General features: G+C 68.5%; 15 protein-coding genes. 1 reads left to right on the top strand and 14 read right to left on the bottom strand.

Going from position 1 to position 18937, the window contains the following annotated elements; all coding sequences use genetic code 11:
- Positions 1-3: 3 nt before the first annotated feature.
- From DU478_RS08610 to DU478_RS08670, 13 genes are all read right to left on the bottom strand, one after another.
- Positions 4-852 (bottom strand): SMP-30/gluconolactonase/LRE family protein, encoded by an 849-nt coding sequence (locus DU478_RS08610; RefSeq protein ID WP_114510550.1) that lies wholly within the window; start codon positions 850-852, stop codon positions 4-6.
- Positions 849-1469 (bottom strand): 2-dehydro-3-deoxy-6-phosphogalactonate aldolase, encoded by a 621-nt coding sequence (locus DU478_RS08615; protein ID WP_114510551.1) that lies wholly within the window; start codon positions 1467-1469, stop codon positions 849-851. Before DU478_RS08615 ends, DU478_RS08610 begins: the two co-directional genes overlap by 4 nt.
- Positions 1466-2350 carry a 2-dehydro-3-deoxygalactonokinase gene (locus DU478_RS08620; protein WP_233501171.1) on the bottom strand — a complete coding sequence of 295 codons (885 nt, stop codon included), beginning with the start codon at positions 2348-2350 and terminating at the stop codon, positions 1466-1468. The genes DU478_RS08615 and DU478_RS08620 overlap by 4 nt, the downstream gene beginning before the upstream one ends.
- 33 nt (positions 2351-2383) lie before the next feature.
- Complete coding sequence (locus DU478_RS08625) at positions 2384-3265, bottom strand: transglutaminase family protein (RefSeq protein ID WP_114510552.1); 882 nt, start codon at positions 3263-3265, stop codon at positions 2384-2386.
- A 4-nt stretch (positions 3266-3269) separates the two neighbouring features.
- On the bottom strand, positions 3270-5669 hold the full coding sequence (locus DU478_RS08630) for a circularly permuted type 2 ATP-grasp protein (protein WP_114510553.1): 2400 nt from the start codon (positions 5667-5669) through the stop codon (positions 3270-3272).
- Positions 5670-5673: 4 nt separating this feature from the next.
- Entirely contained in the window at positions 5674-9027 is a 3354-nt protein-coding gene (locus DU478_RS08635) for a transglutaminase family protein (RefSeq protein ID WP_114510554.1), read from the bottom strand.
- A 133-nt stretch (positions 9028-9160) separates the two neighbouring features.
- Entirely contained in the window at positions 9161-10228 is a 1068-nt protein-coding gene (locus DU478_RS08640; protein WP_114510555.1) for a DUF1513 domain-containing protein, read from the bottom strand.
- Positions 10229-10231: 3 nt separating this feature from the next.
- Positions 10232-11209 carry an imelysin family protein gene (locus tag DU478_RS08645; RefSeq protein WP_114510556.1) on the bottom strand — a complete coding sequence of 326 codons (978 nt, stop codon included), beginning with the start codon at positions 11207-11209 and terminating at the stop codon, positions 10232-10234.
- Positions 11209-12702 (bottom strand): di-heme oxidoreductase family protein, encoded by a 1494-nt coding sequence (locus DU478_RS08650; protein WP_114510557.1) that lies wholly within the window; start codon positions 12700-12702, stop codon positions 11209-11211. Before DU478_RS08650 ends, DU478_RS08645 begins: the two co-directional genes overlap by 1 nt.
- Positions 12703-12774: 72 nt before the next feature.
- Positions 12775-14040, bottom strand: coding sequence for an imelysin family protein (locus DU478_RS08655; protein ID WP_114510558.1), 1266 nt, complete (start codon positions 14038-14040; stop codon positions 12775-12777).
- A gap of 251 nt (positions 14041-14291) precedes the next feature.
- Positions 14292-15455, bottom strand: coding sequence for an endolytic transglycosylase MltG (gene mltG / locus DU478_RS08660; RefSeq protein WP_114510559.1), 1164 nt, complete (start codon positions 15453-15455; stop codon positions 14292-14294).
- Entirely contained in the window at positions 15455-16714 is a 1260-nt protein-coding gene (gene fabF, locus DU478_RS08665) for a beta-ketoacyl-ACP synthase II (protein ID WP_114510560.1), read from the bottom strand. Before fabF ends, mltG begins: the two co-directional genes overlap by 1 nt.
- A gap of 291 nt (positions 16715-17005) precedes the next feature.
- Positions 17006-17800: a glycosyl transferase gene (locus tag DU478_RS08670; RefSeq protein WP_114510561.1), complete on the bottom strand. Its 795-nt coding sequence runs from the start codon at positions 17798-17800 to the stop codon at positions 17006-17008.
- A 190-nt stretch (positions 17801-17990) separates the two neighbouring features.
- On the opposite strand from DU478_RS08670, the gene DU478_RS08675 reads away from it, so the two are divergent.
- Positions 17991-18260, top strand: coding sequence for a DUF2934 domain-containing protein (locus DU478_RS08675; RefSeq protein ID WP_114510562.1), 270 nt, complete (start codon positions 17991-17993; stop codon positions 18258-18260).
- Positions 18261-18367: 107 nt separating this feature from the next.
- On the opposite strand, the gene DU478_RS08680 is transcribed toward DU478_RS08675, so the two are convergent.
- On the bottom strand, positions 18368-18937 hold the full coding sequence (locus DU478_RS08680; RefSeq protein ID WP_114510563.1) for a PqiC family protein: 570 nt from the start codon (positions 18935-18937) through the stop codon (positions 18368-18370).

The raw sequence follows: 18937 nt of genomic DNA on the forward strand, positions 1-18937 counted from the left end.
CGATCATAGCCGCACGCGATGCGCCGCCTGTCCCCGAAACCCGGTAGGCACGCTGAAGGTCATGCCCGCCAGCCGGTCGTCCGCCGCGGCACCGTGAGCGGCCGAGGTCACGAACAGCGTCGAAAGGTCGGCGCCGCCGAAGGCCGGGCACGTCGTCAGGGCGGTGGCGATGCCGAGCGCCGTCATGAAGACCCCCTCGGGAGAATAGCAGGCCACACGCCCGGCCCCGTATTGCGCATTCCAGAGGTTGCCGGCGCTGTCGCAGACCGCGCCGTCCGGATACAGACCCTCGCGGCTCAGGTCGACGAACGGCTCTGCGGGAGCCGAGGGCCAACCCTCGGCGTCAAGCGTCACCCGACGGATGATGCCGGTGGGCGTGTCGGCGAAATAGGCATAGGCCCCGCCGGGCGCGAAACAGATGGCGTTCGGGATGGTCAGCGAATCGTAGAGCATCCGCAGCTGGCCATCGTAATATCGGTAGATCGCGCCCGCGCCGCTCTGGTCTTCCTTTCCCATGGTCCCGATCCAGAACCCGCCCCAGGGGTCCGCGCGCCCGTCGTTCGAGCGCGTTACCGGGTTATCGGCCTCGAGGTCGGCCACATGCGTTTCGGTCCCGGTGGCCGTGTCGAATGTGAACAGGTCCCGCTCCGACGCGATCAGCAGCACCGTGTCGTCGACCCAGCCCGCCGCAGACACCATGCGTCCCAGCGACCAGCTGCTCTGGTGCTGGTCGACGCTGGCGTAGAGCGTACCCTTGAGGACGTCGAACCAATAGAGGGTGTGGGTCTGAGGGTGCCAAAGCGCGCCTTCGCCAAGCGCGCAGATGGAGTCGGAATGGACAAGATGGCTCATGCGGTCCCGTTTTTCGTCGCAAGGGCGTCGTAGGCGGCGACGACGTCGCGTGCCCGCGCCCCCACATCTGACGCGTCCCTGCCCGGTTTGTAAAGCGCCGAGCCCAGGCCGAAACCACTGGCCCCCGCGTCGCGCCACTTGCCGAAATCTTCGATGCCGATGCCCCCGGTCGGAAGGGTCCGCGTGCCCTCGGGCAGCACCGCATGCAGCTCGGACAGCCCCTCCGGCCCCAGCAGGCGCGCGGGGAAGATCTTGAGCCCGTCCGCCCCGCTGCGCAGGGCCAGCAGGCATTCGCTGGGCGTGACGGCGCCGGGAAAGCAGGTCATGCCGGATTTCTTCGCGGCCACGATCACGCGCGCATCGGTGTTGGGCGACACGATCAGCCGCCCGCCCTGTTGCGCCATGCGCAGCACCTCTTCGGGGGCCGTGACGGTGCCGCCGCCGATCAGCGCGTCGTCCGCAAAGCTGCGCAGCATCGACGCGATGCTGAGATAGGCTCCGGGCACGTTCAGCGGCACTTCGATCAGGGTGATGCCCGCGCCGATCAGCGCCTCGGCCGCCGGTGCGGCCTCTTGCGGGGTGATGCCGCGCAGGATGGCGATAAGGTCACGGGTCATTGGGTCTGTCCTGTCAATCGGGCCTTGGCGGCGCAAAGGCCGGCGAGGGTCGCGGCCCCGCGGTCGCCGCCATGAGCCGGTACGCCCTGCGCGTGCAGCGCGCGCAGGTATGGACGGATCAGGGCGTCGTCGCCCAGCACCGCCACGTTCTGGCCCAGCCACCAGGGTTTCGCCCCGGCAAGTTCGGCGCCGATCAAGAGCCCGGCCAGCCGCGCACGGGCTTCGGTCTTGGACAGGCCGGTGATCTCGGCCTCGGCCGGCAGGCCGGCCAGTGCCGCGCTCAACGAAGCGGGGCGCGACAGCGTCTCGTCCAGAGCGGTGTCGAAGGCCGGGTCGTCCCAACCGTCCGGGGCGACATGGAATTGCAGCGCATTGCTGCCTGCCAGCAGGGCGAAAAGATCGCCGGTCAGAAAGGATCGGAAACTCACGACTTCCTCGGCCGAAACCTGGGCCCAGACGGTCGCCGGACCGGGCAGACAGACCACCCCGTCGAACTGCGGCTGCGCGGCGATGAGCCCGGCGATCGCCGTCTCTGCCCCGCGCATGAGGTCGGCGGGGCTGGCCTGGTGCAGGCCGGGCAGCAGGTGCAGGTGGCCCCGCACTTGCGGCGGCCCCAGCGGCGCGCAGGGCACGGCCCGCGTCGGCGCAAGATCGCGTCCGGCGCCGCAGATCACCGTCGGCAGGCCCTCGTCCGCCACGCCCGGCAGGTCCGCCAGCAACGCGGCCAGCCCCTCGTCCGTCAGAGACAGGGCATCCAGGCGCAGTGTGCGGCGGTCAAGCACCGTGTTGGCGCCATCCAGAAGCCAGAGTGCCAGGCCGGAGGCCGAAATCTCTCCGCCGATCCAGGCCAGTCCGTTCGGGGTGCCGGTTGCTTCGGTCACGATGTCCTCCGCTCGGGTTACGCCGACTCTCCCCTACACCGGCACCGGCACGAGGTCCACGCTGTGCGTGCTTTGCTGCTGGCCCGACGACCGCACCGCGCCCTTGACCGGGGCCACGTCCGAATAGTCGCGTCCGACCGCGACCGACACGTGATCGGAGCCGGCCATCAGGTCGTTTGTGGGGTCGTATTCCACCCAGCCCAGATCGGTGCCGCACCAGACCCGCACCCAGGCGTGCATGGCATCCGCGCCTTCCAGCCGCGCCTGACCGTCGGGCGGTTGGGTACGCAGGATCCCGCTCACGTATCCCGCGGGCAGACCGATGCTGCGCAGGCCGGCGATCATCACGTGGCTGAAATCCTGGCAAACGCCGTGACGGTTGGCGAAGGCCTCGGACAGCGGCGTATCGACATCCGTGGCCTCGGCGTCGAAACGCATTTCCTCGTGCAGGGCACGACCCACCGCCTGCACCGCCGCCAGCGCCGTGGGCTGCGCGGGCAGGACACGGCGGACGAAATCGGTCACCTCGGTGTCGAACCGGATACGCGGGCTCGACGCGAGGAAGTGATGCGGGCTGTCGGCGCTCAGCGCGGGCTGTCCCAGCAACTGCGCCCCCAGCCGGTCGAGCGGCGGCGACAGGTCGAATTGCAGCGGCCGGGCCAGGCGCTCCACCCGAGACTGCAACCGCACGGTCAGGTCGGAGATCGGCGCATGAAAGGCGATCTCGGACACCGCATTGCCGAAGAAATCCATGCGGTCTGTCCGCTCTGCCGGACGCGGGGTGATGCCGATCATGCCGGTGATGCGCCGCTGTTCGCCGGGCCGGTTGGCGGGCAGCACGCGCAGGACGTTGCGCGCCTGCGCCGAGGGACGTCCGTAGTCATAGGCGATGGTCAGGGCGAGATCGTAGATCATGGCATCATGTGAGGTAGGTTTCGGTCACCAGGTCCGACAGCCGCGCCAGCGCCCGGCTCAGGCTGTCGAGCCGGGCCGTGTCGAGCCGCGCAGGCTCTGCCGTGGCCAGTCGCGTCTCGATCCGCAGCGCCGCGCGCGACAGCGGTGACAGCGCGCCGTTGATCTCGGCCTCGGGCAGTTCCGCAATCAGGCGGCGGATGAACGACACCTGGAAGCGGATCGAGCGCGGGTTGCGGTGGTCCAGCGCAAGCAGGTCGATCACCGTGTTTCGGTTGGTCTCGATCAGGTAGCGGCGGCGGTGGGTCATCACCGAATCCCCGACCTCGATGGCGATGTCAAAGCCGCCCTCGGGCGCATCCGGATCGCAGAAGTCGCGCAGGATCGATGCCATGCCCTGCGCCCGCTCAAGCGCCCGTCCCATGCTCAGGAAGCGCCAGCCGGAAAAGCGGTACATGTTGTCGTGCACAAGGCCGGAAAACGCCGCTGTGCCGCGCAGCATCTGGCCCAGGGCGCGCGCCGCCTCGTCGCCCGGCGAAACCCGGCTGCGGCGGTCCTCGATGTCCTCGGCCAGTGCCCGCAGCGCGGTCCAGCCGTCCAGCGAAAACCGGTCGCGCACCTTGCCCGCACACCGGATCGCGGCGGCGACCTGATCGGGGATCGCCTGCGGCACGGGCTGGTCCAAGGGCGTGCCCAGCCGCTCCAGATGGGCGGCGATGCGCTGCACCCGCGGATCGCCGCCCTGCCCGGTTTCGGCCAGCCGCACGTGGCTCGCGCGCACCAGCCGGATCAGCCCCTCGGCGCGCTCCACGTAGCGGCCCAGCCAGAACAGGTTGTCGGCGGCGCGGGCGGGCAGCAGGCTGGGCGTGGCGCGCTGGAACGGGCCGTCGCTGGCGGCCAGCGACGCGGTGTCGACCGGCGCGTCGTCGACGATCCAGACATCCGCCACCGACCCGCCGCTGCGCAGCGCCAGCGCCGTGGCGTCGTCGGTCCGTCCGATCCGGGCATAGCCGCCGGGCATCACGGTCCAGCCGTCCTCCGTCCGGGCGGCGAAGACGCGCAGCATCACCGGGCGCGGCACCAGCCGCCCGTCCTCGTAGACCGGCGTGGTCGACAGGCTCACCGCCTCCTGCCCCACGACAGCGGCCCCCTGCGCACCGATCCATCCCGGCAGGTCGCCCTGCCGCCCGTCGAGGAACCGCCCGGCAATGGCCCGCGCGCTTTGCACCTCGAAGGGCAGATCCGGGCTCAGCGCGTCGCCGATCATCATGCGCGACGCGTTCCGCTGCACGTAGTTGCGCTCGGCGGGCTGGCCGCACCACCATGTGGCGATGTTGGGGATGGCCAGCGGCTGGCCCAGCAGGTCCTGCGCGATCTGCGGCAGGAAGGCCAGCAGCGCACGGGTCTGCAGAACGCCGGTCCCCAGGGCGTTGAGCATCGCGAGGTGACCGGCGCGGATCGAGGACACCAGCCCCGGCGTACCGATCTGGCTGGCATCGTCCAGTTCCAGCGGATCGGCGAAATCCGCATCCATCCGCCGCCAGAGCACCGACAGCGGCTTGAGCCCCGCCACGGTGCGCACCATGGTCCGGCCGTTCTGCACGATCAGGTCCTCGCCCTCCAGCAGCATCAGGCCAAGGTAGCGGGCGATATAGGCATGTTCGAAATAGGTCTCGGTCCCCTGCCCGGGCGTGAGGATGCCCAGCCGCCCCTCCTGCCCGCGCGCCGCCGCCTGCATGGCGCTGCGGAAGGCGCGGAAGAAGCCCGACAGCCGGTGGATATGCCCGACCGGGAACGGGTCGGAAAAGGCGCGCATGGTGGCCACGCGGTTTTCCAGCGCAAAGCCCGCGCCCGAGGGCGCCTCGGTCCGGTCGCCCAGCACGAACCACGACCCGTCGGGGTTGCGGCCCAGTTCGAAGGCCAGAAAATGCAGGTAATGCCCCGAGGGCGGCGCCACCCCCACCATCGGCCTTAGCCAGGCCGGGTTGCCCGCCACCAGTTCGGGCGGCAGACGGCCCGAGCGCACCAGATCGCCGGGGCCGTAGAGGTCCGCCGCGACCCGTTCCAGCAGGTCGGCGCGCTGGCGCAGGGCGGCGCTGATGCCGGCCCATTCGGACTGGTGCAACAGGACCGGAACGTGGCTCAGCGGCCAGTCGCGTTCGGTCGGGCCTTCCTCGCGGTACTGGCGGAAGAACACGCCCGCGTCGCGCAGGTAGCGGTCGCCGCGGGCAAAGCGGCGCGCCACCTCCTCGTCGCTGAGCCGGGCAAAACGTCTCAGGAAGGGCTCCCAGACCGGGCGCAGGGCGCCGTCGGGTCCGATCATCTCGTCCGCCGTGCCGGGCGGCACCGTGTAGCCCGAGATCAGCCCCGCCAGCGGATCAACGGGTTCGCGAAACACCCGGTCCATCGTGTCAGACCCCCGGGGCGCGCCGCAAGTCCAGCGTCATCGGGAATTCGGGGTGGGTCTGGTCAGGCGCCGGCCAGTAGCCGCCGGGGGTGTGGCCCAGCGGTTCGAATCGCGCCAGCCGCCGCGCCTCCGCCTCGTTGCCGTTGACCGGAAAGGTCTCGTAATTGCGCCCGCCGGGATGCGCGACGTGATAGACGCAGCCCCCCAGCGCGCGGCCCGAGTAGCTGTCGAAAATGTCGAAGGTCAGCGGCGCGTTGACCGGCAGCACGGGGTGCAGCGCCTCGGCCGGTTGCCAGGCCTTGAACCGCACGCCCGCCACCGACACGCCCGACGTCTGCGTGCGCGCCAGCGGCACGCGGCGCTGGTTGCAGGCGACGATGTAGCGTTCCGGGTTCGAGGTGGTGAGCTGCACCTGCAACCGCTCGACCGAGCTGTCGGTGTAGCGCACGGTCCCGCCGATGGCACCGGTTTCGCCCAGCACGTGCCACGGCTCCAGCGCCTGGCGCAGTTCCAGGTGCACGCCCTCGTATTCGACCTGTCCGCAGAACGGGAAACGGAATTCGCTTTGCGCCACGTACCATTCGGGGTCGAGCGCGAAGCCATGTGCCTCAAGATCGCGCAGCAAGTCCATGAAATCCCGCCACAAATGATGTGGCAGCATGTAGCGGTCGTGCAGTTCGGTGCCCCAGCGCACCGGCTTGCCCTCGACCGGCGCCTGCCAGCAGCGGGCGATGATCGCCCGGATCAGCACCTGCTGGGCAAGGCTCATCTTGGGATCCGGCGGCATCTCGAAGCCGCGGAATTCGACCAGCCCCAGCCGCCCGGTGGGTCCGTCCGGGGAATAAAGCTTGTCGATGCAGATCTCGGCCCGGTGGGTGTTGCCGGTCACATCCGTCAGCATGTTGCGCAAGAGCCGGTCCACCAGCCAGGGCGGCGGCACCGACCCGGCCTGCGGCGCGTGGATCTGCGACAGCGCGATCTCCAGTTCGTAGAGCGTGTCGTGCCGCGCCTCGTCGATGCGCGGCGCCTGGGAGGTCGGACCGATGAACATACCCGAAAAGAGGTAGGACAGCGACGGATGCCGCTGCCACATCAGGATCAGCGATTTCAGCAGGTCCGGCCGGCGCAGGAACGGGCTGTCGTTGGGCGTGGAGCCGCCCACGACGACGTGGTTGCCGCCGCCGGTGCCGGTGTGGCGCCCGTCGATCATGAACTTGTCGGCGCCCAGCCGGCACTGGCGTGCCTCTTCGTAGATCGCCTCGGTGGTGGCGACACAGTCCTCCCAACTGTGGGCGGGGTGGATGTTGACTTCGATCACTCCCGGATCGGGGGCGACGCGGATGACGTTGACGCGCGGGTCGTGCGGCGGCGCGTAGCCCTCGATATGCACCGGCAGACCCATCCGTTTCGCGGTACGCTCGGCAGCCGCCACCAGGTCGAGGTAATCCTCGACGTCCTCCACCGGCGGCATGAACACGCAGAGCTTGCCGTCGCGCGGCTCGACCGAGATGGCGGTGCGCACGGCACCGCCGACCGGCCCGAGCTCCTGTTCGATCACCGTCTGAACATCCGCCCGTGCGGTCGGCGCCGACACCGGCTGCGTGTGGTCGGCAGACACTTCGGGCGTGGCGACCGCGTCGCCGTGGTCGACGTCCGGAAGCGGCCCGCGCGGCACGGTGGGATCGGTGATGTAGGTGTAGGGATATTGCGACGGCGGCACGAAAGGAAGCGCCCCCAGCGGAATACGGTAACCGACCGGGCTGTCGCCCGGCACGAGGAAGACATGCCCGCGTCGCAGCTTCCATTTCTCGGATCGCCAGCGGCGGCCATGGGCGCGCGACTGCCAGGCCTGGATCGGCATGACATAGCCCGTGGGTTCGGTCAGACCGCGCGCGAAGACCGTCGCGATGCGGTGGCGTTCCTCGGGGTCCTTGAGCTTGTTGTTCTCGGGTGTCACGTTCTCCGGCAAGTTCCCTTCCTTGATGATCCACTCCGCCGGATCCTCGTAGGCGGGCACGGCAAAATCCGGCTCCAACCCCAGTTCGGTCGCCAGTGTGGCCATGAAGCTCTCGGCCGACTTGGCATCGACGCCGGTTTCGGCGGTTTCGGTGGCGATGAGATCGGCATCGGACCAGATCGGTCTCTCGTCATTGCGCCAGTAGAGCGAGAAGGTCCAGCGCGGCAGGGTTTCGCCGGGATACCACTTGCCCTGCCCGTAATGCAGGAAGCCGCCGGGGGCGAAGCGGTCGCGCAGGCGGCGGATCAGCTTGTCGGCCAGCCCGCGTTTCATCGGACCGACGGCGGCGGTATTCCACTCTTCGGCCTCATAGTCGTCGATGCTGACGAAGGTCGGCTCGCCGCCCATGGTCAGGCGCACGTCGCCGGTTTCGAGCGCGGTATCGACCTGCCGTCCAAGCGCGTTGAGCCGGTCCCAGGCCTCGTCCGAGAACGGCTTGGTGATGCGCGGGTGCTCGGCCACGCGGGTGACCTGCATGTCGAAATCGAAGGTGGTCTGCACCTCTCCGGCGGCGGTGAATCCACCCGCGATGGGGGCCGCGTTCTGGTAGTGCGGCGTCGCGGCCAGCGGGATGTGCGACTCCCCTGCGAACAGCCCCGAGGTCGGGTCCAGCCCGATCCAGCCGGCGCCGGGCAGAAAGACCTCGACCCAAGCGTGCAGGTCGGTGAAATCGTGATCGGTGCCCGACGGCCCGTCGAGCGCCTGCAGATCCGGTTTCAGCTGAATGAGGTAGCCCGAGACGAAGCGCGCCGCGATCCCGAGGTGCCGCAGCACGTTGACCAAGAGCCAGGAACTGTCGCGGCAGGACCCCAGCGCCTTGGTCAGGGTCTCTTCGGGCGTCTGGACCCCGGCCTCCATCCGGATGGTGTATTCGATGTCGCTGGCGATCTTGGCATTCAGCATCACCAGCCAGTCGACGATGCGGGTCTTGTCGCGCGGGATTTGTGCCATGTACTCGGCCAACTGCGCGCTTGGCGGATCGACGCGGCGGTAGATCGACAGGTCGTCGGTCAGCTCGGGGGGATAGTCGAAGGGGTAATATTCGGCGCTGTCCTCGACGAAGAAATCGAACGGATTGTAGACCGACATGTCGGCGACCACGTCGACCTCGATCCTGAATTCACGCACCGGCTCGGGAAAGACGTAACGCGCCATCCAGTTGCCGTAGGGGTCCTGCTGGTGGTTCACGAAATGCGGCTGCGGCGAGACCTTGAGCGAATGCGAAATCACCCGCGTCCGGCTGTGCGGCGCGGGTCGCAGGCGGATGATCTGGGGCGACAGGGTGACGTTGCGGTCGTAGGTGTAATGGGTGAGGTGGTGAATACTTGCGTAGATGGCCATGCGGGTGAACTGCTCCGATCTTTGCCCGGAGCATCACAGTTAACGCGCGGCTTTGCACGGGTTTTCGTGCGCCCCGCGGCATAAGCGACCGGCAGCGGCGGCGGATGCCGCGCAATCCGGCAAAGCCGCCGGATCAGAGCGCCACGATATGATTGTCCCAGGCCACCGGGGCACTGCCCAGAGGCCGCACGCGGTCGCCCTCGAGCAGCAGCAGCCCACCAAGTCCATCCGTGGCGAGGCACCCGCCGGGATGTGCGGCAAGTCCGCAGACATCCGCCCGGGCCACCGATCCGAGGAACGCCCCGTTCCGCCCGAACCGCTGCACCCGTCCGCCGCGCGGCGAGCTGATGGAATAGCTCCGTCCGTCGCCCGACAGAGCGATGCTGCCCGCATAACCCCACATCGCCAGCGCCTCGGCCAACGGCGGGTCCGCGAGCACCGGGGCCTCTCCGCGCAGGTGCAGACCGAGCAGCGGCACCGGGGTCCCGGGCGCGCCTTCCCACTGCATCGCAAAGCCCACCTGCCCGTCCGGCGCGACCGCAAGATGGCGGATCGAGCATTGCGCGAGGTCCGGGTCCAGGATCACCTGGTCCTGCACCCTGCCCTCGGCATCGAGATAGGTCAGGTTTGGCTGCATCTCGCCCAGGTTGGTCTTTTCCCGGCCATCCGCGCCGGTGGCGATGCCGCCGTTCGCCACCACCAGCCCGCCGTCCGGCATCAGCCGCAGGTCATGCGGGCCGATGCCCCGGCTCGGCACCTCGCCGATGCGGGTCAGCTCGCGCTCCATGGCCCAAAGGCCGATAACCCCGGCGCTGTCCTCGTCCCGCTGCTCGACCGTGTAAAGCCGCGTACCATCGGCGCTGAAGCTGCCGTGGCCGTTGAAACTTTGCCCGGCGGGCGGGGTCAGGCGCTGACGCACCAGACCGTCGGCGCAGTCGATGACCAGCGCAAAGGCGCCGGGCCTGCGCGCGAAGGCGACCGCCAGCGGACGGGCCGGATGCCCCGCGCCCGCATGGCCGCGTGCGGGCATCGGCACGCGGAAGGTGAGGTTGCCGCCGGTGTCCAGACCGAAGAGCGCGAAGGCACCGTCGGCTTCGCGCGCCGCGGCCAGGTAGGACGGGCTGCCCGCGTCGGCCCAGCCGATGGCCGGTGCGCTGCCCGCCGCCAGAAGCCCCGCCAGAAATCCGCGCCGCGTGGTCATGGCTCAGTCCCCGTCGCTGGAGTTGAAGCCGGGGGCGATGCCCAGCGGCGCGCCCACCTCGTTGGCGATGGCCGTGCGCAGGCTGCGCACCTCCTGCGCCAGCACCTCGACCTGCAGGCGAGCCTGCGGGTCGTCGATGTCCTGAAATCCGGGATCGTTCACTTTCGCTGCCGCCTCCCGGACACTTACCATCGCCGCATCCGTCAGCGGCAAATCGGTCTCTGCCAGCGCATGAGCAAGGCTCTGCGCCGCATCTGCCGCCAGCAGGACGTTGCGCAGGCTGCGCTCCGACCGCCAGGCTTCGGCCCGCCGGGGACGCGGACGTTCGAAGGTGCCCAAGGGACGGCCCAGCCGCTGGTCCGCGGTGAACTCCAGCCCCGAGAGCACCTGCGTGTAGAGCGCGCGCATGGCCTCTTGCGGGCTGAGGAAGGTCGCATTCTCCGCGGCCCCGGCGCTGCGCAGGGCGGCGGCGAATTCGTCCGCCCAGGCCGCCTGCAGGGTTTCGGCCTGCCGGGCAAGATCCACCGCCACCGCCGTCACCAGCTGGCAGGTGTAGGGGTCGGCGGAGTCGTAGGCCGGATCGAAGAGCAGCATGTCGAGCGCCATCAGCCCGCGCGCGGCGATGGAGACCTCGGCATAGTCCTCGGGCTGCGTCACCACCGGATCGGCATCGGCGATCAGCCCGTTCAGCGCCTTGGGGGTAAAGCCCCGATCATCGGGCCAGAACAGCACCGACAGCGCGCCGGTGTCGGAGGGACCGATCTTTACTTCGGCGAGCGGCATCCAGGTGTCGAAGGCGGCGTGATAGGCCGGGGCCACCGTGCCCGCGGTGCAGTCCTCTTCCGCCGTCCGCGCCAAGGCGCCAGTCTCCTGCACGAAGCGGTCGAAGCCGGGCAGGATGTGCTGGTCCAGCGCTTCGGGCACGCCGGCTGCGGCGGGTGCGGCGAAAAGGCCGGCGGCAAGGATCAGGGCGGTGCGCATCAGAGGCTCTCCAGGTAGCGGATCAGGGCCGCGCGATCCGGGGCGGGCATCGCGACCACGGCGTCGCGCGCCGCCTGCCCTTCGCCGCCGTGCCAGAGCACCGCTTCGAGCAAGGTTCGGGCGCGACCGTCATGAAGATAGTTTTCGCCGCCGCTGACCCGGGCTGTCAAACCGACGCCCCAAAGCGGCGCGGTGCGCCATTCGCGGCCCGTGGCGCGGCCTTCGGGCCGGTTGTCGGCCAGCCCCGGCCCCATGTCGTGCAAGAGCATGTCGGTATGCGGCCAGATCAGCTGAAAGCTCTGTTCGGGCCGGTCTGGCAGCCGGTGGGTCACGAACTTGGGCCGGTGGCAGGAGGCGCAGCCGCTGTCGTGGAATACTTCCTTGCCCCGCAGCACCTCGGGGTCGTCCAAGTCGCGGCGCGCCGGCACGGCAAGGTTGCGGCTGTAGAAGGTCACGAGGTCGAGCGCCTCTTCGGTCACCTCGGCCTCGCCCACCGCCGCGCCGTGGGGCGCCGCACGGCAGTCGGCCTGTGCCGCGCTGCAATCGCCGGAATGCGCGGGGTAAAGCGCGGTCGAGAGGCCCATGTCGCCGGAAAAGGCCGCGGCGGATTGCTCGCGGATGGTCGGCATCCCGGCCTTGAGCCCGAAGCGGCCCAGCATCGGGCGTTCGTATTCCCGGGACCAGACCACGTTGGCGCGCCCGGAAATGCCGTCGCCGTCGGCATCCTCCGGATCGGCCAGCGCCAGGATCTCCGCCGCCGGGATCGCTTCCAGAAGACCCAGGCCGATCATCTGCGGGGCGACACGCGGGCTGAGCATCGCCGCCTCGTGCAGCGGGCCATAGCCCAGATCGGCCGCCCGGTAGGTCGGCTTGCGCAGCGTCACCACCTCGCCGCCGTTCAAAATGACCGGCACCTCGTCGTAGCGCACATCCAGCCGGTATTCGGCTGGATGACCGGGCGTGCCGAAATCCTGCAATTGCCCGCCATAGACCGGGTCGGGCGCGGTGGCGACATACTCGGCCACATCCGCCATCAACGGGTCCGCGTCGGCGGGGATCGAGACGCGCAGGAACATCGACACGGCGGTGTCCTCGGTGCCTTCGGGCGGATGTCCGCGCCCGTCCTTGAAATGGCAGTTCTGGCAGCCGCGCGCGTTGTAGAGCGGCCCCAGCCCGTCAGAGGCAAGCGTCGAGGCGGGCGACGAGACCCAGAGCTTACGGAAGAGCCCGTTGCCGACCTTGAAGTCGAGCTCGTGGGCAAAGTCGATATTGGCGGAGGGCTGGGAAAACGCATCCGCCGTGGTTCGCGCCCGCACCGTCGCGGCACCGCCGGGGTTTTCCTCGAAGGGCTCGGGCATGGTGAAATCCGTGGGGGCTGCGATGACCCGCGCGATGCGGTCCGCCTCCGCCGCCGTGCGCGGCGCGGTGTCGAGATGCGGATCGCCCGGCTCCCAGGCGCGCGCGTCCGAAGCCGCCACCGCGGCGGCAACCATCAACGCGCCGGAGACGGCGGAAAGGCGCGGACCGAAGCCCGCGCAAGGATGTCGTACGCGCCGCGTCATGGGTTACTGGAACACCGCATCCGGGTCGTCGAGGCTGTCGGAGCCCTCGAAGGCGATGCTGTCGAGGCCAAGCTCGGTCACCACCCGTTCGATGCTGCGGGTCTGGTCGATCAGACCGTCGACCGCCGCCATGATCAGCGCCTCGCCCTCTGCGTTGCCGCGGGCGAGCATCATGTCATAGGCAAAGCCGTCCTCTGCCGAGTCGCGGATCTTGCCAAGCGCGGCCATGGTGGTGTCGAGCTTTGCCGTCAGCTCTTCGTCGAGCGCCGGATCGACCTCGGCCACCAGATCCGCCAGCGCCGGTCCGTCGACCTTTGTGCCGTCGGTGCGGGTATACTCGCCGTGATAGACGTTCCAGATGCCCTGCCCGTCGTAGAAATGGCTCATGTGGGTGTTGTCGGAAAAGCAATCATGCTCTTCCTCGGGATCGTTGAGCATGAGGCCCAGCCGCATCCGCTCTCCCGCCTGTTCGCCGTAGCTGAGGCTGCCCATGCCGGTCAGCATGGCGTTGAGCCCGGCATCCACATCCTCGGTCACCGCGGCGCGCGCGGCGCCGCCGGTCGCCCAGAGCGCCGCCATCTCTTCGAGGTCCGAGACCAGCAGGTCGGTCGCGGCGGAGAGATAATCGGCGCGGCGGTCGCAGTTGCCATTGGTGCAGTCGCCCCCTTGCGCGTAATCGGTCCAGGGCCGGTCACCCGCCCCCGCTTCGGTCCCGTTGAGGTCCTGGCCCCAGAGCAGGAATTCGATCGCGTGATAACCGCGCGCCACGTTGGTTTCGATCCCGTCGGCCTCGTTCAGCGTGTCGGCAATGAGGTCGGGCGTGATGCTGGTGGCATCGACCGTCTGGCCCGCGATCATCGGCTCGGGCGTGGCGATGATGTTGAGCGCCGCGAGTTCGTTGGCATCGGTCGCGCCGCCGTAGGAGGCGTCGACATAGTCGATCATCCCCTCGTCCAGCGGCCAGGCATTCACCTTGCCCTCCCAGTCGTCCACCATCGGGTTGCCGAAGCGGTAGACCTCGGTCTGCTGATACGGCACGCGGGCCGCTTTCCAGGCGGCGCGCGCATCGGTCAGTGTCGCTTCGGACGGGTCGGCGATCAGCGCCTCGACCGCGGCCTGAAGCTCTTGCGCGGTGGCCAGGCTGTCGGCATAGGCCGCGGCGGCGATGTCAGCATAGGTGGTCAGGACCGCGCCGCGGTCGGTCTCGGCCAGCACCATCGTGGTGAGGCCGCAAAGCGCGGTGGTGGCGGTCAAAAGGGTGCGATGCATGGTCTGTCCTCTCGGTGGTGACGCGTCGCGGCGTCTTAATGCGCGGGCGGCGAGTCGGGATAGCCAATACCTGAGCGAAAGAGTCGGACGAGTCAATCCTGAGTAAACTGATAAGTTTTTTTGGCGATTGCATCGGACAGGACGCCGCCTTGGGCGGCGGGTTGGAAACCCACCCTACAGGCCTGGCGGAAAACGCAAAACGCCCGGAGCGTTTGAAAGCTCCGGGCGCAAATTCAAGACCGGACCGCCGATCACTGATTGGCGCGTTCCGCCTCGAGACGCCGGTAGGCCGCGACGTTGGCGTTGTGCTCGTCCAGCGTCTCGGCAAAGACGTGTCCATCGGACGGGTCGAGGGTTCGGGCGACGAAGAACAGGTACTCCGCATCGTCGGGATTCAGTGCCGCTTCGATGCTTGCGCGTCCCGGATTGGCGATGGGGGTCGGCGGCAGACCGGGAATGACGTAGGTGTTGTAAGGCGTTGCGGCGCGCAGTTCGGACTGCCGCAAGCCCCGGCCCAGCACGCCCTCGCCGTTGGTGATGCCGTAGATCACCGTGGGGTCGGTCTGCAGACGCATGCCTTCGTTCAGGCGGTTGATAAAGACAGAGGCCACCTGTTCCCGCTCGCTCGGGATGCCGGTTTCCTTTTCCACGATAGAGGCAAGGATCAGCGCCTCTTCGGGCGACTCCAGCGGCAGGCCGGGCGCGCGATCCTGCCAGGCCTGGGTCAGGATCAGGTCCTGCGCGCGTTGCATGCGCTCGACCAGCGACGCGATGGTGTCACCGGGCTGGATCTCGTAGCTGTCCGGCGCCAGGGTGCCTTCGGCCGGGATCTCCTCCAGATCGCCTTCGAGCGCGTCGACCTGCTTGAGTTCCTCGATCACCTGCCAGCTCGTCACGCCCTCGGCCAGCGCCACACGGTAACGGGTGTCGGCGCGTTCACGCACGGCGGTGTATTCGGCGGGCGCCTCATCGGCACCGGGGTCGAAATCGGCGATTTCCTCGAAGCGGCCCGTGGTGGGATCGAGTTCGCGGACCTGCACCGACGCGTTGGTGATGCCGACGCGGTAGACCACCTCGGTGCCGCAGGTGCTGGCACCGCCGCGGGTGACGATCTCGACGATCTCGGACATCGACGCACCTTCGGGCACGAGGAAGCTGCCGGCCTTGAGCTCGGACGTCTTGTCGGCGTAGTCGGCACCGAGCCGGAACAGCATGCCGCTGCTGACGGCGTTCTGGCTCACCAGCTCGTCCGACACGCGACGGAAGTTCGAACCGCGCTCGACCTGCAGGCAGATCGGCTGATCGAGCGGCCCGGCGGTGTCGTATTCGGACTGCGCCCAGATCAGCGCCCCGCCGAAGAGGAAGACCAGAACGACGAGGAAACTCAGGGCGTTAGACGCGATGTTGCGCCACATCAGCTGGCCTTTCCGAAGATCACGCTGGCATTGGTACCGCCGAAGCCAAAGGAGTTCGACAGCGCGTAGCGCACCTCGCGTTCGCGCTTGGCATTGGGGGCGAGGTCGAGCTTGGTCTCGACCGCGGGGTTATCGAGGTTGATCGTCGGCGGCGCCACCTGGTCGCGGATGGCGAGGATCGAGAAGATCGCCTCGATCGCGCCCGCCGCCCCCAGCAGGTGCCCGGTGGCGGACTTGGTCGAGGACATGGTGACCTTGGACGTGGCATCGCCCAGCATCCGCTCCACCGCGGCCAGTTCGATCACGTCGGCCATGGTCGAGGTGCCATGCGCGTTGATGTAATCCAGATCGCCCGGCTCCAGCCCGGCCTTGGCCAGCGCCGCGCGCATCGAGCGTTCGGCGCCGTCGCCGTCAGAGGCGGGCGCCGTGATGTGGTAGGCGTCGCCCGAGAGGCCGTAGCCCAGCACCTCGGCATGGATATGCGCGCCGCGGGCCTTGGCGTGTTCATATTCTTCCAGAACCACGATGCCCGCGCCCTCGCCCATGACGAACCCGTCGCGGTCGGCATCGTAAGGCCGGCTGGCCTTGGTCGGATCGTCGCCGCGCGCGGTCGAGAGCGCCTTGCAGGCGTTGAATCCGGCGATGCCGATCTCGGAAATCGCGGCTTCGGCGCCGCCCGCGATCATCACGTCGGCATCGCCATCCTTGATCAGTCGCGCCGCGTCGCCGATGGCATGGGCGCCGGTGGAGCAGGCCGTCACGACCGAATGGTTCGGCCCCTTGAAGCCGTAGCGGATCGACACCTGCCCGGAAATCAGGTTGATCAGCGCGCCGGGAATGAAGAACGGGCTGACGCGGCGCGGGCCCTTTTCCTTGATCAGCAGCGCGGTCTCGGCAATGGAATTCAGCCCGCCGATGCCCGATCCGATCATCACGCCGGTGCGCAGGCGGTCGGCTTCGTCCTCGGGCGTCCATCCGGCGTCGCGCACCGCCTGTTCGGCGGCGGCGATGCCGTAGAGGATGAAGTCGTCGACCTTGCGCTGTTCCTTCTTCTCCATCCAGTCGTCGGCATTGAAGGTGCCATCGCTGCCGTCGCCCAGCGGCACTTCGCAGGCATAGGTGGTGGCCAGGTGGCTGGCGTCGAACCGCGTGATGGTGCCTGCCCCGGACCGCCCGTCCAGGATCCGGCTCCAGCTTTGCTCCACCCCGCAAGCCAGCGGCGTTACCAGGCCCAGTCCCGTTACCACAACACGGCGCATGTCCTTGCCCTTCCTAAATTGATCCCGCCTGCTCTTAGCGCGCCTTCGACCGATGGGGCAAGAGCGTGCACACGTCGCGGCACGGCGTCACGGCGGGGTTTTTCCGTGGCGGCGGGGGTCCGCTCAAAATTTCCCGAGATTTTCTCCCGGTCATGAAACTTCCGATTGCCAGGATCGTATCTACCTTAGAACCGCTTGTTGATGCGCGCGTTCTTGGCCGTGAAATGGCCTGTCGTAAGGTAACGAGTGAGCGCCCGGCACCCCCGCCGGGCGCTCTTTCGTTTCGAGGTGTCAGGCCCAGTCCGCGCCCAGGTCCGCCCGCGCCCGGTCGATCCAATGGTCCTGAAGCCAGGCGCAGGGTTTCGACCGGCGGATCAGCGATCCGCTGTATCCCGCCACCGCCTCGGGCATCTTGGGACGGCCGTGAAAACACACGACACGGGCGTCGCGGGGCAGCTGCGGCGCGCGCCAGTAATTGGCCGGGAACGGGTTGCAGTCGTATTTGAAGCTCACCACCCAGGATTCGGGGATGTATTCGAACACGCCCCGGTCCATCGCCTTGTGGCTGGTGTAGCGCTGTTCCGACCCGCGCGCCTTTTCCACTTCGGCATAGGGATTGGCGGCAAGGTCATCGTAGAGAAAGCCATGTTCGGCCGGATCGAAGCGGAACACCGATCCGTGGCCCGTGGGCCGGCCCTTGCGCGCCTCGACCCAGTCGTGGCGCATGGCGACCGTGCCGGGCGCAAGGTTCCAGATCGGGTCGAGCGATCCGGTGATCACCACGTCGAGGTCGAAGCCCAGGAACGGCCCGTCGAGATCGGGCACCAGACCCTCCCGGAACAGCGAGGTCTTGCGCATCGCGCCCTGGCGGTTGGCGACGGCAAGCGCTGCGTCCATCTCGGTGCGGAACGGCTCTTCGGGCAGGTCCAGCACCTCGATGTCCGGGTGCAGGCCGTCGCGGTGTTCGGTCATGCAGAGGAACCGCACCGGCAGGCGGAGGTTGCGGCGCACCCCGGAATAGAGCCGGTTCACGTATTCCGGCCCGAAAAGCGTGCCCCACTTGATGCAGATGATGTTGGCAACCATGCGCTGCGTCCCTTTCCGGCCCCTGCCCGGCTCTAGCGCGGCGCGCGCCGCTTTGCCAGCCCCGGCAGGTCGGCAGCCGCTTGCGCATGGACGTCATAGGTTATTGTGCAGTCGCAGCATCGCGGTATTATGTTAGCGCTATTTCGCGACCGCCAGATTTTGCACCCCAGACAGGATTCGAGAGGATACCATGCCGACACCCCGTATCGACGACACCCAGATCGCCCAGGCCGCCTATTTCCTGTGGCTCGACGAAGGCCAGCCCGACGGCCGCGCCGACGCGCATTGGATGCAGGCCGTGGAGGCGCTGAAAGCCACGGCACCCAAACCCAAGGTCCGCAAGCCGCGTGCGAAGGCTGCGGCGGCGCCGAAAAAAGCCGCCACGCCGAATAAGGCCGCCGCGGCGGGCGCGAAGACGTCCAAGGTTACAAAACCGCGAAAGGCCGCGAGGACCGCCTGAAAAAGGCAAGACTGACAAACGCCCGCCGATCACCACGCGGGCGTTTCTTCTTTGCAGCAACCCTACAGGCGCGAACGGTCCATCGTCGATGGCGCCCGCGGCGAACCTCAACGCAGTCCCGACCGCGCCACCTGCTCGGCCAGTTGCGAGGTCGCGGCGTTGCGCGCGGCGGCGATCTGCGCGGCGGAGGCATCCTCGGGCAGCGGCACGGAAATCGCGAACTGGCCCGACCGCTCCGGCCCCTCTTCTTCCGGCGCGACGAAGAACTGTCCCGACATGCGGAAGGTGTTGGCGGCAGTGGCCAGCATTTCCTCGAGCCTCACGTCGACCTTGGCATCGGGGAAGCTGCGGAACGGCCAAGGCTCAGGCGCCGCGTTGGCGCCTGTGATGGCGGCGAAATCGCGCGACAGCTGCAACGTGATGGCCCGCGCCGGATCGTCGGCCCAGAGCGGGCCCAGCTCGGTGATCGACCCGTCGGGTTCCTGCCGGTAGATACTCTCGGACGCCGCGTAGGTCGGCAGCGTCACCTCGACCACCTCGAGGCTGCGGTAGCGCGACGACACCTTGGCGGTGGGCTGCACCGCCGGGCCGGCAAAGCGGACGTCAGAGCCCGAGCAGGCCGCCAGTGCCGGCAGCGCCAGCGCGATCAGGGAGATCTTGAGAAAGGGTCTGTGCAT

This window comes from Thalassococcus profundi, from assembly GCF_003344785.1.
In the GTDB taxonomy this organism is placed as follows: Bacteria; Pseudomonadota; Alphaproteobacteria; order Rhodobacterales; family Rhodobacteraceae; genus Puniceibacterium; species Puniceibacterium profundi.

What these genes read in the sequence shown, in the direction of transcription:
- DU478_RS08615 (WP_114510551.1), bottom strand. Translation starts at nt 1,469, where the DNA reads ATGACCCGTGACCTTATCGCCATCCTGCGCGGCATCACCCCGCAAGAG.
- DU478_RS08640 (WP_114510555.1), bottom strand. Translation starts at nt 10,228, where the DNA reads ATGACCACGCGGCGCGGATTTCTGGCGGGGCTTCTGGCGGCGGGCAGC.
- DU478_RS08635 (WP_114510554.1), bottom strand. Translation starts at nt 9,027, where the DNA reads ATGGCCATCTACGCAAGTATTCACCACCTCACCCATTACACCTACGAC.
- DU478_RS08650 (WP_114510557.1), bottom strand. Translation starts at nt 12,702, where the DNA reads ATGGTTGCCGCCGCGGTGGCGGCTTCGGACGCGCGCGCCTGGGAGCCG.
- mltG (WP_114510559.1), bottom strand. Translation starts at nt 15,455, where the DNA reads ATGTGGCGCAACATCGCGTCTAACGCCCTGAGTTTCCTCGTCGTTCTG.
- DU478_RS08675 (WP_114510562.1), top strand. Translation starts at nt 17,991, where the DNA reads ATGCCGACACCCCGTATCGACGACACCCAGATCGCCCAGGCCGCCTAT.
- DU478_RS08645 (WP_114510556.1), bottom strand. Translation starts at nt 11,209, where the DNA reads ATGCGCACCGCCCTGATCCTTGCCGCCGGCCTTTTCGCCGCACCCGCC.
- DU478_RS08610 (WP_114510550.1), bottom strand. Translation starts at nt 852, where the DNA reads ATGAGCCATCTTGTCCATTCCGACTCCATCTGCGCGCTTGGCGAAGGC.
- DU478_RS08680 (WP_114510563.1), bottom strand. Translation starts at nt 18,937, where the DNA reads ATGCACAGACCCTTTCTCAAGATCTCCCTGATCGCGCTGGCGCTGCCG.
- DU478_RS08655 (WP_114510558.1), bottom strand. Translation starts at nt 14,040, where the DNA reads ATGCATCGCACCCTTTTGACCGCCACCACCGCGCTTTGCGGCCTCACC.
- DU478_RS08630 (WP_114510553.1), bottom strand. Translation starts at nt 5,669, where the DNA reads ATGGACCGGGTGTTTCGCGAACCCGTTGATCCGCTGGCGGGGCTGATC.
- DU478_RS08670 (WP_114510561.1), bottom strand. Translation starts at nt 17,800, where the DNA reads ATGGTTGCCAACATCATCTGCATCAAGTGGGGCACGCTTTTCGGGCCG.
- fabF (WP_114510560.1), bottom strand. Translation starts at nt 16,714, where the DNA reads ATGCGCCGTGTTGTGGTAACGGGACTGGGCCTGGTAACGCCGCTGGCT.
- DU478_RS08625 (WP_114510552.1), bottom strand. Translation starts at nt 3,265, where the DNA reads ATGATCTACGATCTCGCCCTGACCATCGCCTATGACTACGGACGTCCC.